The sequence below is a fragment of the Sorangium sp. So ce887 genome, assembly GCF_051521455.1.
Lineage (GTDB): Bacteria > Myxococcota_A > Polyangia > Polyangiales > Polyangiaceae > Sorangium.
The window spans coordinates 8,781,619-8,793,930 of record NZ_CP150354.1; the positions used below are offsets into that span (position 1 = coordinate 8,781,619).

At 71.6% G+C, this 12,312-nt stretch carries 11 protein-coding genes; 4 read left to right on the top strand and 7 right to left on the bottom strand.

Features of this window, described 5'->3' with window-relative positions:
- Positions 1–66 precede the first annotated feature (66 nt).
- The 3 genes from WMF36_RS32755 to WMF36_RS32765 all read left to right on the top strand — a co-directional run bounded on the left by WMF36_RS32755 (position 67) and on the right by WMF36_RS32765 (position 4,316).
- A complete protein-coding gene (locus WMF36_RS32755; protein ID WP_437574702.1) occupies positions 67–1,995 on the top strand; it encodes a 2-hydroxyglutaryl-CoA dehydratase in 1,929 nt (642 codons plus the stop codon).
- 98 nt (positions 1,996–2,093) lie between these two features.
- Positions 2,094–3,371 carry an aminotransferase class I/II-fold pyridoxal phosphate-dependent enzyme gene (locus tag WMF36_RS32760; protein ID WP_437574703.1) on the top strand — a complete coding sequence of 426 codons (1,278 nt, stop codon included), beginning with the start codon at positions 2,094–2,096 and terminating at the stop codon, positions 3,369–3,371.
- A 102-nt stretch (positions 3,372–3,473) separates the two neighbouring features.
- Positions 3,474–4,316 (top strand): SHOCT domain-containing protein, encoded by an 843-nt coding sequence (locus tag WMF36_RS32765; protein WP_437574704.1) that lies wholly within the window; start codon positions 3,474–3,476, stop codon positions 4,314–4,316.
- A gap of 93 nt (positions 4,317–4,409) precedes the next feature.
- On the opposite strand, the gene WMF36_RS32770 is transcribed toward WMF36_RS32765, so the two are convergent.
- From WMF36_RS32770 to WMF36_RS32795, 6 genes are all read right to left on the bottom strand, one after another.
- Complete coding sequence (locus tag WMF36_RS32770) at positions 4,410–4,796, bottom strand: VOC family protein (RefSeq protein ID WP_437574705.1); 387 nt, start codon at positions 4,794–4,796, stop codon at positions 4,410–4,412.
- A 216-nt stretch (positions 4,797–5,012) separates the two neighbouring features.
- Positions 5,013–5,576 (bottom strand): TlpA family protein disulfide reductase, encoded by a 564-nt coding sequence (locus WMF36_RS32775; RefSeq protein ID WP_437574707.1) that lies wholly within the window; start codon positions 5,574–5,576, stop codon positions 5,013–5,015.
- Positions 5,573–6,307, bottom strand: coding sequence for a hypothetical protein (locus WMF36_RS32780; protein ID WP_437574708.1), 735 nt, complete (start codon positions 6,305–6,307; stop codon positions 5,573–5,575). Before WMF36_RS32780 ends, WMF36_RS32775 begins: the two co-directional genes overlap by 4 nt.
- A 7-nt stretch (positions 6,308–6,314) precedes the next feature.
- Positions 6,315–6,524 (bottom strand): DUF4911 domain-containing protein, encoded by a 210-nt coding sequence (locus WMF36_RS32785; protein WP_437574709.1) that lies wholly within the window; start codon positions 6,522–6,524, stop codon positions 6,315–6,317.
- Positions 6,525–6,734: 210 nt separating this feature from the next.
- Complete coding sequence (locus WMF36_RS32790) at positions 6,735–7,763, bottom strand: PAS domain-containing protein (protein WP_437574711.1); 1,029 nt, start codon at positions 7,761–7,763, stop codon at positions 6,735–6,737.
- Entirely contained in the window at positions 7,760–8,719 is a 960-nt protein-coding gene (locus tag WMF36_RS32795; protein ID WP_437574712.1) for a DUF4388 domain-containing protein, read from the bottom strand. The genes WMF36_RS32790 and WMF36_RS32795 overlap by 4 nt, the downstream gene beginning before the upstream one ends.
- A 438-nt stretch (positions 8,720–9,157) precedes the next feature.
- Here WMF36_RS32795 and WMF36_RS32800 point away from each other — a divergent pair, with 438 nt between their 5' ends.
- Positions 9,158–10,840 carry a hypothetical protein gene (locus WMF36_RS32800; RefSeq protein WP_437574713.1) on the top strand — a complete coding sequence of 561 codons (1,683 nt, stop codon included), beginning with the start codon at positions 9,158–9,160 and terminating at the stop codon, positions 10,838–10,840.
- Positions 10,841–11,015: 175 nt separating this feature from the next.
- Here WMF36_RS32800 and WMF36_RS32805 read toward each other — a convergent pair whose 3' ends face one another.
- Positions 11,016–12,302, bottom strand: coding sequence for an aspartate kinase (locus tag WMF36_RS32805; RefSeq protein WP_437574714.1), 1,287 nt, complete (start codon positions 12,300–12,302; stop codon positions 11,016–11,018).
- Between the last annotated feature and the right edge of the window lie 10 nt (positions 12,303–12,312).

Genomic DNA, 12,312 nt, shown 5'->3' on the forward strand with positions numbered 1-12,312 from the left:
CCGAGGTCGAGGGGGGGACGGCGCGGCCGGCCTCCTTCCAGCATCCAAGTGAAGGGAAGCCACGCCATGGAACAGACGATCACGCAGAAGACGCGCCTTCCTCTCGTCGGCGAGACGAGATCCAGCAAGACGGACATCGACATCGAGGCGGAGCTCCGGGCGTTCGAGGAGGCCGAGCGCGAGCGGCTCGGGATCAAGGCCGAGCGGCGGCAGTGGGTCGACGGCATGCTCAAGCCGAAGATGACGAAGAAGGAGCGCGACAACGTGACGCTCCTCATCAGCGGCCTCACCGCCGCGCAGGACTTCCTGTGCGAGGGCGCGCTCAAGGGCCTCGGCTACAACGTCACCTACTTCGGGATGAGCGACAACGCCGGTCTCCAGACGGGCAAGGAGTTCGGCAATCGCGGGCAGTGCAACCCGACATACTTCACCGTCGGCGGCCTCGTGAAGCACCTCATCGACCTGCGCGACAAGCAGGGGATGTCGACCGAGGACATCATCAAGAACTACGTGTTCCTGACGGCGGGCGCCTGCGGGCCGTGTCGGTTCGGCATGTACGTGACCGAGTACCGGAAGGCGCTCCGCGACGCCGGCTTCGACGGCTTCCGGGTGATGCTCTTCCAGCAGACGGGCGGCCTCTCGCAGGCGACGGGCGATGACGTCGGCCTCGAGATGAACCCTGCCTTCTTCATCGCGATCATCAAGGCCATCGTGTGCGGCGACACGCTGAACGCGCTCGGCTACCGCATCCGGCCTTACGAGATCGAGGCCGGCGCGACGAACCGCGCGATGGAGAGCGCGAAGCGCATCCTCTACAAGGCCCTCTTCGAGCAGACGAACATCTTCCGGGCGCTCTACGACGCGCGCAAGGAGTTCGAGGGCGTCCGGGTGGACAAGCTCCGGCCCAAGGCGAAGACGTCGATCATCGGCGAGTTCTGGGCGATGACGACCGAGGGCGACGGCAACTACGCCCTTCAGAAGTTCCTCGAGAGCGAGGGCGGCGAGAACGACATCCAGCTCACGACCGCGTGGCTCCTCTACAACATCTGGGAGTGCGCCCGCGACACCCGCGAGCGGCGCGACCTGCGCGGCGCCGACGAGGGCAACTACGGCCTCGCCAGCCTGGACGAGCTCGGCGTCGCCAAGCGCCTCGCGACGATGCGCCTCGCCGAGGGGGCGCTCCGCGTCGGCTTCCAGGCGTTCGCGCTGCCGCTCGGCCTGCTCGACTACCACCTTCCGGACATGGAGCTCGTGGCGGATGTGGCGAAGGACTACTACTCGAACGACCTCCGCGGCGGCGAGGGGCACATGGAGGTCGGCAAGCTCATCGTGAACGCCGTGAAGGGGAAGGCGCACGTCACGGTGAGCGTGAAGCCGTTCGGGTGCATGCCCTCGTCGGGCGTCTCCGACGGCGTCCAGTCGCTGATCACGTCGCGCTACCCGGGCACGATCTTCTGCGCGGTCGAGACGAGCGGCGACGGCGCGACGAACTTCTACTCCCGCGTCCAGATGTACATGTTCAAGGCGCGCATCCTGGCCGAGCAGGAGCTCGCCCGCGTCTACGAGGAGACGGGCGTCACGGAGGCCGAGGTGCGCGCGTTCCTCGAGAAGAACCCGAAGTACGCGAGCCCGCTCCACCACGCGCCGCACCGCGTCGCCGGCTCGGCCGCCAACCTTGTCTACGAGGTGGCGCCGCTCATCAAGCAGTCGGTGGCCGAGCGCGCCGTGGTGAAGGCCAAGGCGGCGGCGGGGGCGCTCCGCGAGGCGGTGATGTCCGCTCCGGCGAAGGCGAACGCCGTTGGGGCGTTCCTGACGAACCCGGAGACGCTCTCCCGGGCGCGCGAGGACGTCGCGCTCCTCCGCGACATCATCGGCGGCAAGGCCTCGGAGCGGTTCAAGCCGCTCGTCAAGCGCCTGGCCGGCAAGGCGTACTTCGAGAACAACCCCGAGGTGAGCCCCGCGGCCTACAGCGGGGAGGCCATCGCGGCCGAGTGAGGTGGACGCCGCCGGGCTCGGCCCGGCGGTCACCTCGGCTTCTCCGGATCCACTCGGGTCGCGACGCGGCGGCGAAATTCTGCTAGACATCGCCCGCCATGACTGAACTGCGTTCGTTGTCCCCCGAGGCTCTTGCCTCGCTCACCCGGGAGCTCGAGGCACGTTATGCTGCCTTTGAAGCCCGGGGCCTCAAGCTCGACATGACGCGCGGCAAGCCGTCGTCCGAGCAGCTCGACCTCGCGAACGGCATGCTCGGCCTGCCCGACGCGAGCGATCTCGTCGCCTCGGACGGCTCGGATACGCGCAATTACGGCGGCCTCGACGGGCTGCCCGAGATGAAGGCCCTCTTCGCCGAGCTGCTCGAGGTGCCCTCGGCGCAGGTCATCGTCGGCGGCAACAGCAGCCTGACCATGATGCACGACGCGGTGGTCCGCGCGCTCGTCCACGGCGTGCCCGACGGGAACGGCGCCTGGTCGAAGCAGTCGAAGGTCAAGTTCCTGTGCCCGAGCCCCGGCTACGATCGTCACTTTGCGATCTGCGAGCACCACGGCATCGAGATGATCACGGTCGATCTGAACGACGCCGGCCCGGACATGGATCAGGTCGAGCGGCTGGTCGCCGAGGACGCGTCCATCAAGGGCATGTGGTGCGTCCCCAAGTACAGCAACCCGACCGGCACCACGTACGCTCCCGAGGTCGTCCGCCGGCTCGCCAGCATGAAGACGGCGGCCGCGGATTTCCGCCTGTTCTGGGACAACGCCTACGCGGTCCACCACCTCTACGCCGAGGGCGATCGGCTCGCGGACATCGTGTCGGCGTGTCAGTCCGCGGGCAACCCCAACCGGCCGTTCGTCTTCGCCTCGACGTCGAAGATCTCGTACGCGGGCAGCGGCGTCGCGGCCATGGCGTCGAGCCCCGCGAACGTGGCGGACGCGAAGAAGCACCTCGCCATCCAGACCATCGGTCCGGACAAGGTGAACCAGCTGCGGCACGTGCGGTTCTTCAAGGATTACAAGGGCTTGCTGAGCCACATGCAGCGCCACGCCGAGCTCCTGCGGCCCAAGTTCGAGGCGGTGACGAGCATCTTCGAGCGCGAGCTCGGCGGCAAGGGCATCGCCAGCTGGACCTCGCCGCGCGGCGGTTACTTCGCCAGCCTCGACACCCTCGACGGCTGCGCGAAGGAGGTCGTGCGTCTGGCCAGCAAGGCGGGCGTGAAGCTCACCGGCGCCGGGGCGACGTACCCGTACGGCCGCGATCCTCGCGATCGCAACATCCGGATCGCGCCGTCGATGCCGCCGCTCGATCAGATCCGCGTCGCCATGGACGTGGTCACGGTCTGTGTCCAGCTCGCGAGCGTACGCAAGCTCGCTGGCTGATCGCCCCTATCCCCCTCATCACCATCCGCCTTGCCGCTCGCGCGCGTTGCGAGCGGCGGACCCCCGTGCCAGGCTCGCCGCTTCCTCCTGGAGCGCCTCATCATGCAGCAACTCACCCCCGAAGGTCAGCGGAGAGTCTCCGATCTGTCACAGCGCTATTTCGTCAGCACCGACGCGGTGATGACGCTCCTGCAGGCGCTCGTGAACGGTCATGGAACGATGGCGCAGTTCTACCACCCCGAGCTGGGCGGTGGAGGGCAGTGGATGCAGGGCGGCATGACCATGATCGGGGACATGTTCAACAGCTCTCTCAAGGCCAAGGTGGAGGGCCTGTGCGCCGAGCTGTCGAGTCTCCTGGCGAACCAGCCGTTCGCTCCGGCGCCTGCGAGCTATCAGTCCCAGACGCACGGAGGGCAGCAGCAGCAGCAGGGTGGCAGCGGCGGCTTCGGGGGCTCGCCGGTCAGCCTGTTCGTTCCGGCGTCGGGGGGCGGTTCTGGCAGCTGGTGGCCCGGGGAGCTCGGCGTGCCGAGCTCCAGCGGGTCGCAGAACAACATCCGGTATGCCTATTTCCCCGGAGCGCGCCGCGTGGCTGTCGATGTCAACGGGCGAGTCAGCGTCTATGACACGCTCGATCATCAGATCAGCGGTGTGTCGCAGCAGCAAGGGTCGGGGTCGTCGGTCACGTTCACGAGCCAGTACGGCGTGGTGAGCGTGCTGAGCTTGCCGATCATCTCCGGCGACCTCGCCGTGCAGCAGGCGCCGCGCGCTGCCCCCGCGCAGGCGCCCGCTCCGGCGCAGGCCGACGCCGCCCTGCCCCGCTCCTCGTCGGCTGCGGAGGCGGACATCTTCGCTGCCATCGAGCGGCTCGCCGACCTGCGGCAGAAGGGGATCATCACCGAGCAGGAGTTTGCTGCGAAGAAGACGGATCTCCTGAACAGGCTCTGAACGCGAGCCCTCGAGACGCGCGCTCAGCGCCGGACTCAGCGCCGGAGACGATCGCTCGTCGCCTCGCGTCCTTCGTCCCCGGCCCGTCGGCCCTCAGGGCCCATGACACACCGCCTCGATGTTGTGCCCGTCCGGATCGAGCACAAACGCCCCGTAATAACCCGGGTGGTACTGCGGCCGGGGCCCCGGCGGGCCGTTGTCGACGCCCCCAGCCGCCAGCGCGGCCTGGTGGAATGCGTCGACATCAGCACGCGTCTTCGCGACGAAGGCGACATGCATGCGGCCCTGCAGGGCGGCGCCGGTGCCGATCCAGAACTGCGGGTTACCGCCGGCGCCCAGACCAGCGTGGCTGCCCGCCCCCCCGGTCATCTCGGGGGTAATCTCCATGATGAGCCCGTAACCAAGAGGCGCCAGGACCGCCAGATAGAAGGCCTTGCTACGTTCATAGTCCGAAACCGGAAAGCCGATGTGGTCGAGCATGGCCGCCATCATCGCCCAAGCGCGCGCGCGCCGGCTGAAGAAAGGACGCAGCGCCTCTCCCCCTCCGGCAAGACGCGCAGATCCACGCTCCGATCGCATTCCGGCAGGCCACAGGCGTTTGCCGCCCTCAGCAATAACTCAGCATCGCGGGCCGCGCAGCGTTCCCGGCCCACCTCGCGGACCGCGCCCACCTCGCGGGCCGCGCAGCGCCCCAGCCTACCTCGCGGACCGCGCGTCCTCGCGCTCCAGCCCGCGGAGGACCTCCTCGAGCGCTTCCTGGGTGATGAGGCCTACGTGTCGGAACGCCTCCCGCCCCTCGGGGTCGAGGATGACGACGCTCGGCACGTGGTGTAGCCCGGCGAAAGGCCCCTCCCCGGCGATCGTCGGGGCGTCCGCGAGCGCAACCGGGTACGGGAGCTTGAGCGTGGCGACGAAGGCCTCGACGAGCGGCCGGTTCTCGGGCGCCTCGAGGACGAGGAGCGCCGCGTTGATGCGCGGCGTGTGATCGCGGAACAGCCCCGCGAGGAACCGCGCCTCCACCTGAGACGCCACGTCGTAGGTCGCGACGAAGGCGATCACGCTGAACCTGCGCGCAAGCGACGCGGTGGAGAGCTCGCCCCCGTCGAGCGTCTCGTACGAGAAGCTCCGCACCGGGCCGCGCGCCGGGGCCGCCGCCGCGACCTGCGGCGCCGCCGCGGGCTCCCGGACCGCGTCGCCCCCGCCGGCGCAGCCGCTCGCGAGCAGCACGAGCGGCAAGCAGACTGGCGCCAGCGACCTCATGGCAGCGGATCCCCCTCCAGGTGCGCGTCGAAGAGATCGGCGCAGAGCTGCAGCGACGGCGGGAGCTCGGCCCCCTTGCGCTGCTGCGCGAGGATCGCATGGCACAGCTCCTCGATGACCAGCTTGATCGGCGTCACCTCGATCTGCGCGCCGTCGAGCAGCATCCCGGGGCCGGGCGCCTCCTCCGCCCGGACGATCGGGTCGTGCCGCGCCCAGGCGATGCCGTCCTCGGGGAGATAGCGACACCAGAGCACCCGCACGAAGCGCAGGTAGAGCGGCGTCACGAGCGCCACCACCCGATCGCCCCCCGCGGCGATGCCGCGCAGCGCGAAGCCCCCGGCCGGACGCGGGGCGAGCTCCCCGTCCTCCTCGCCCATCGCGATCGCGATCTCGATCCGCTCGCGGCGCGCCGCGTCGCTCTCGACCGACAGCAGCGGCGCGTAGATCGCGACCGTCGGGACCTGCAGCTTGGGCGCGTCCTCCGCGAGCACGTCGAGCCACGCCTCGCGCGCCTCGGGGCCGAGCTCGCCGTACACGTGCGCCGCGGCGATGGCGGCCTCAGCGTCGGTCGCGAGCGCGGCCAGCCACTCCCGCCAGGCGGCGAGGATGCGCGGATCGAGCAGCGCGCCCGAGGACGCCGGCAGGCCCTGCGCCGCGCCGTCGTGGGCAGCGACGTCCAGCGAGGCGTCCTGGACGAGATCGACCGAGCTCGGATCGCGGTGCTCCGTCATGCCCGCCTCAGCGTTGCGCGCCGCGGCGCCGCGCGCCGACGTCCTGCTCCAGATCGCGCAGGAGCTCGGCGAACTCGTCGCCCCGACCGAGCGGCGCCGCGAGGGTGATCTCACCGCCGCGCTCCGCGAACAGGAGCGCGATGCCTTCGCTCGCCTCGACGATGCCCTTCACGAACACGACGTCCGCTGGATGAACCAGGACATCCTGGACCAGCATGCCGACGCTCGCCTCCGCGATCGAGAGCGGGCCGCGAGCGGGCCCGAGCGGCCCCACGCCCGCCGCCGAAGGGTGTCCATCGGCCGGAGACGCGGGGGCGACTCGGCTTGAATTGCTGTCGCGCCGGCCCATCGACGGCGGAGCTAAGCACCGCTCGCCGGAGGGATCCAGCAGGCATACCGGGCGGGGATGGCCAGGGCCCTCGCCGCGTCAAGAGGCCGCGGTCGTCCCTCGATCCGCGGACCCCGAGCCGCTCTCGATCCAACCGAAACGCTTCGCGAGATCGTCGGGGCGCTCACCTTCGAACGAGCGGAGCTCGTGGGCGCGCTCGACCGGCACGACCACGAAGCGCCACGGCAGCGCCGCGAGCTCGCTCCCCTCGATGCACCGGGCGACGTGCGCCGCGTCGAGCGCCGCGCTGATCGTCGTCTCGATCACGCCCTCGTAGAAGGCGGACAGCTCGACCGACCCGGACTCGACCGGCGGCCGAACGAAGCAGGCGACGCGCGGGGGATTGGCGCAGAAATCCGCGGCGAGCCGCCCCATCCCGAGCTCGGCGAGCACCTGATCGAGCGCGCCCACGGCGAGCAGCACCGGCGCCTCGTCGAGCGCGGCCGCGCCCGCCTCGGCCACCGCGTGCTCCGCGACGCCCGCGATCTTGCGGCCGACGCCGCGGCCGAGCTCCCGCGCGGCGTTCTGGCCGACCCGCGCGAGCAGCGCGGCGATCTGATCCCACGCGAGCGGGAACATGGCGCCGAGCGGGCCGTTGAGCCGACCGCGATCGCGCTCGTGGCGGATCGTCGCCGGGCGCTCGTGCTCGTCGTGCTGGATCGGCATGCGGTGCACGGTCATGAAAACGCGGTTGGCCTGCGCGCGCGCGAGCTGGACGAAGACGTCCTGCGCCCCGTGGAGGAAGTGGAAGCGGAACGCGAACCGGTCGGTCGCGCCCGGCGGCTGCTGCGCGAGCGCGCGGAACCGGCCGAGGAACGCCTCGACCCGGGTGCACGGGGCGATCTCCTGGAAGAAGCTCCTGCCGACGACCCGCGCCGACGGGAGGCGGCTCATGCGCTGCTCGTAGCGGTTGTAGAGCAGCACGACGCCCTCTTCGTCCAGCATGATGAAGCCGTACGGGAGGTCGTCGACCTCCTGCGAGGTCATCTCTGCGAGGCGCTCCACGCTCAGGGGGAGCGCGTCGTCGAGGCTCGCGGGCGCGTCATCCATCGTCGACACCTGGGTCATCGCTCGACTCCTTCGAACAAGACGCTCGCCCAGCCGACCTGCTCGACGAGGCGCGTGAGCCCACCAAGGACCTCCCGGATGCGATGGCGCTGGAAGCGCGACGGGACCTTCTCCGCGGCGGCGTCGAAGAAGGCGACGATCCAGGCGGCGACCGCCTGCGGGATCGCCGAGCGGGCGCGATCGATCTGGGCGACCGAGACGAGCGCGTCGCCGCTGATGGCGAACGCGTCGAGCGCCCTGTGGTGCTCGCACGCGGTCGTCCAGGACGACGCGAGCAGGCGCGACGTCATCGGAGGCCCGAGCCAGGCGCGCGCGTAGGCGGTGCAGGCGTTCACCACGGCGGCGGCCAGGGCCACGTCGGCCGCGTCGTCGGCGGGGAACGCGGGCGGGCTGTGGCTCTCGCGCTCGCCGCGCTGCGGCACGATCGCGTCGCTCGCGACGACCTCGAAGGTGGCGCCACGCCACGCGCCGATCGAGGCGAGCGCGTCGGTCCCGTGCTCCGAAGGCCTCACGCCGTCGGCGCGGGCGTGGACGGGCCGCCCGGCGTCGACCGTCACCTCGGCGCGGAGCCCGCCGGCGCGCACGCGGATGAAGCAGCTCCGGCTGCGCGACGCGAGCGACGCGAGGAGCCCGTCGAGCCCCACGTCGTCGAGCTCGCCGCGCAGGATGACGCGGCTCCGCTGCCGCTCGGTCTGCGCCGCGAGCCGCTGGACCTGCGCGGCGAGCACCGGGCCCGGGACGTCGTCCGCGAGCACCCCCGCGAGCTCGACCATCGAGACGAGCGCCCGCGATGAGCTGACGCCGATCACCGGCGGCGGGCCGTCAAGCATCGCGCGGAGCGAGCGGGCCATGTCCAGGAGGGCCGCCGGGCTCTGCGCGCAGACCACGGCCGCGTCGACCCGCAGCGCGTCGGGCGGCGGGCGGTTGGGCGCGACCTCGCACGTGACTACCCGCATGCGGGCCTCGCGAAGCGCGGAAGCGACTCGACGGGCAAAGGGCGTTGCCGGCGCGGAGGTGACGACGATGTCGAACATATCGAAGCGGACTCTATGACCATGAACAGTATAGGTCAAATCACATAAACAAACATTACATAACATATCCGCTCCGGAATGACACTAAATCATCCGTAAAAAGCCGTACATGGGTCGCTATTTGTGTATTTTGAAATACATTTACGCGAGTATGGCGGTACATGAGACAATCATTGTACAAAGATGATCTCCGGGGGCGGTACGGCAGCACGGCCGCCGGGGCGCGGCGGGCCATGGGCCGGAGTCGGGCGGCGGGGGCGGTCCGCGCGCCGCGGCAGGCGGGCTCTGGAGGGCGACGGAGCGCGTCGATGAGGCGCTGCGCGGGGCGAAAGCGCCGCGAGGGGCGCTACACTCCCGCCGATGTCAGCTTCACGAGCCTGCAGCGAGCGAACGGAGCCGCGCCGCGAGACGTGCCCGGCGCCGCAGCCGAAGACCGCGGTCGACGAGGATGAACGCGAGCACGACGAGCACGACCACAAGCTGATCGACCTGCCGCCGCTCGGACACGAGGAGGAGGAGGCGGGCGACGAGAGCTTCGAGGAGCTCCTGCAGACGCTCGACGACGCGGAGCACGGGCTCGACGACGCGAACGCGAACGACCTCGAGGTAGGCGTCGAGCTCGCCGTGGACGACGGCGCGAGCGGGGAGGACGAGCCCGCGGAAGAGAACGTCGACGTGGGGGCGCTCCACGAGGGGATCGCGGACGCCGACGCGGGCTCGTGGCTGTCCGACGAGGCCGCCGAGCACGACGACGCCGAGCACGACGATCTCGACGACGGCGAGGGGCACGGCGACGACGGCGGCGCGGAAGGGACGGGAGAGGATCCGTCGGACGACGTCGACGAGGGCGAGCTGCCCGCGCTCGACGCCGATCAGGACGGCACCTACGAGGGCGAGGATCTGCTCGCGGAGCTGCCCGACCTCGCGGACGACCAGGCCCCGGTCTGGGACGCGCTGCCGTGGACCGTCGTCGAGGGCGCCGGGGCCGCGGTCCCGTGCAGCACGCTCGCGGTGGCCGGCGGCTGCGTCGTCGCCGGGGGCGCCGGCGCCGAGCCCGCGCTGGCGAACGAGCCGGCCCCGCGCGCGGCAGGCCGCTCGCGCCGCGCGGACCGGGCGGGCGGCGATCGCGGGACCGTGCTCGTGATCGACGCGGGAGCGCTGTCGGCGCGCCGCGCCGGCGTCGATACGTCGGCGTCGTCGATCGCGCTGTCGGACAGCGCGCTCCTCATCGCCACGCGCCGCGGCAACCTGCTCCTGAGCGACGACCGGGGGAAGACCGCGAGCCCGCTCGGCGCGTGGGGGTCGGGCGGGGCGCCGGTGACGCTCGCGACGACGCCGGGGCGGCTCTGGGTGCTGGCCGGCAAGACGCTGTGGTCGCCCGCGACCGGCGCGGTCGCCGTCCCGCCGGAGACCGGCTCCGCCGTGCCCCCTGGATCGCCGCGCCGCGACGCCGCGCCGTCGCGGGGCGCCCCGTCGCTGTCGCCCGGGCCCGCGCTGCGGGACGGCGTGCTCCGGATGAGCGCGAGCGAAGGCGTGATCGTGGCGCTCACGATCGCGGCCGGAGGCCCGCAGCTCGAGCGGCTCCGCGGCGACGACGAGGGCTCGCCTGTCGTGCCGCTGTCCGGGGCGGCGCGGCGCGCGGCGGAGGCCGACGACGGCCGGCTCGCGGCGGCGGCGGGCGGGCGCTCGATCGCGCTGTCGGGCGCCGGGCTCCTGTGCGTGTCGCGCGACGGGGGCGAGAACTTCCGCGTGATCGAGGGCCTCCCCGCGGTCGTCGCGCTCGCCTTCGCCGGCGACCCCAAGGGCTCGCCGCTGCTCGCGCTCGTCGCCCGCGAGGGCGAGCGCCGGGCGCAGCTTGTCCACGTGCCGTCGAACGCCGCCCCCACGCTGGTCGCCGAGATCGGGGCGACGCCCCACGGCGCGGCCGAGGAGGACGCCGCGTCCATCGGTCCGGCGGCGGTCGCGTGGGACCCGTCGCGCGAGGTGGTCTGGGTCGCGTGCTGGGCGGGGCTCGTAGCGCTCACGCGTCAGCGGAAGCACTAGAGCGACAAACGGGTTGAAACCCCGAAAAAAGCAGAAATTTCACAGGGAGGCGAGGAGGCGGGGAGCGAGAGACGGCGAGAGGGAGAGATTCTTTTTTTTTCTTCCTCCCCGCCTCCCCGCCTCCCTGTGAAATTTCTCCCGGTTTCAACATGATTGATTGGTGTTCTAGAAGCGCTCAGGCCTCGACGAACGACGCGTGGAGCAGGCGCTGCGCGGGCGCGGCGTCCGCGGCGTCGACGAGGGCGCCGAGGCGCAGGGGGCCGGCCACCGTGAGCCGGGAGGCGATGCGGGCGCGGCCGAGGACCTCGACGAAGCGGGTCAGCGGCTCCGCGGTCGCGGTGAGGCCGTCGCCGACGACGCTGACGGCCGAGAGGCCCTCGACGAGCTCGATCGACGGAAGCAGCGCGGCGAGCTTTCGCCTCGCGCCCTGCCAGTCGGGCACGTTGAGGAGCGGGAGCACGAACGCCCCGCCGCCGTGGCCGAAGGAGAGATCACGGAAGCCCAGCCCGAGCTCACCGGCCGCGCGGAGGAGCTCGTCGAGCCGGAGCCCGCCGTGCGCCCGCGCGAGGACGACGTTGCCCTCGGCGACGATCGCGCGCGCGGAGAGCGTCGAGGACGCCGAGCCCGGCGCGAAGCGACGCACCACCGTCTCCCGCGCGCCGGGACCGGCGTCGAAGGTCGAGCGCGCATAGAGGGCGACGCCGGAGCGCCGCGCCCACTCGACCGCCTGGGCGCAGACGACCTTCGCGCCGCACTCGGCCATCTCCTGGAGGACCGCGCAGTCGAGCTCGGGCAAGTGACGCGCGTCCGGGACGACCCGGGGGTCGGCCGAGTACACGCCGTCGACGTCGCTGTAGATCTCGCAGCGCTCGGCGCCCAGCGCCGCCGCGAGCGCCACCGCCGTGGTGTCGGAGCCGCCGCGGCCGAGCGTCGTGATCTCGCGGCGGTAGCTCATCCCCTGGTAGCCGGCGACGATCACGATGCGGCCGCGCGCGAGCTCGTCCTCGATCCGGAACGGGCGGACCTCGATGATGCGGGCGTCGAAATGGCGATCGTTCGTGAGGATGCCGGACTGGGAGCCCGTGAACGAGATCGCCTCGAAGCCCCGGGCCTGGATGGCGATCGAGAGGAGCGCCATCGAGACGCGCTCGCCCGTCGAGAGCAGCATGTCGAGCTCGCGCCGGGGGGGATCCGCGGCCGCGCTCGCCGCCTGCCGGGCGAGGGCGAGCAGGCCGTCGGTCGTCTTGCCCATCGCGCTGACCACGACCACGACGTCGTTGCCGGCGCGCTTCGCGGCGACGACGCGCTCGGCGACCTGGCCGATCCTGTCGACGTCGGCGACGGACGAGCCGCCGTACTTCTGCACGATGATCGGACGGCCGGGCTTCGCGGGCGAGGCGCCCGACGCGCACGGCGAGCCCTCCTGCTGGACGCGGTTCGGCGGCTGCTCGGGCTCGGCCATGCTGCACCTC

Coding starts and splice junctions, on each gene's coding strand:
- WMF36_RS32760 (WP_437574703.1), top strand. CDS start 2,094: ATGACTGAACTGCGTTCGTTGTCCCCCGAGGCTCTTGCCTCGCTCACC.
- WMF36_RS32795 (WP_437574712.1), bottom strand. CDS start 8,719: ATGCGGGTAGTCACGTGCGAGGTCGCGCCCAACCGCCCGCCGCCCGAC.
- WMF36_RS32790 (WP_437574711.1), bottom strand. CDS start 7,763: ATGACCCAGGTGTCGACGATGGATGACGCGCCCGCGAGCCTCGACGAC.
- WMF36_RS32775 (WP_437574707.1), bottom strand. CDS start 5,576: ATGAGGTCGCTGGCGCCAGTCTGCTTGCCGCTCGTGCTGCTCGCGAGC.
- WMF36_RS32800 (WP_437574713.1), top strand. CDS start 9,158: ATGTCAGCTTCACGAGCCTGCAGCGAGCGAACGGAGCCGCGCCGCGAG.
- WMF36_RS32785 (WP_437574709.1), bottom strand. CDS start 6,524: ATGCTGGTCCAGGATGTCCTGGTTCATCCAGCGGACGTCGTGTTCGTG.
- WMF36_RS32780 (WP_437574708.1), bottom strand. CDS start 6,307: ATGACGGAGCACCGCGATCCGAGCTCGGTCGATCTCGTCCAGGACGCC.
- WMF36_RS32755 (WP_437574702.1), top strand. CDS start 67: ATGGAACAGACGATCACGCAGAAGACGCGCCTTCCTCTCGTCGGCGAG.
- WMF36_RS32770 (WP_437574705.1), bottom strand. CDS start 4,796: ATGCTCGACCACATCGGCTTTCCGGTTTCGGACTATGAACGTAGCAAG.
- WMF36_RS32765 (WP_437574704.1), top strand. CDS start 3,474: ATGCAGCAACTCACCCCCGAAGGTCAGCGGAGAGTCTCCGATCTGTCA.
- WMF36_RS32805 (WP_437574714.1), bottom strand. CDS start 12,302: ATGGCCGAGCCCGAGCAGCCGCCGAACCGCGTCCAGCAGGAGGGCTCG.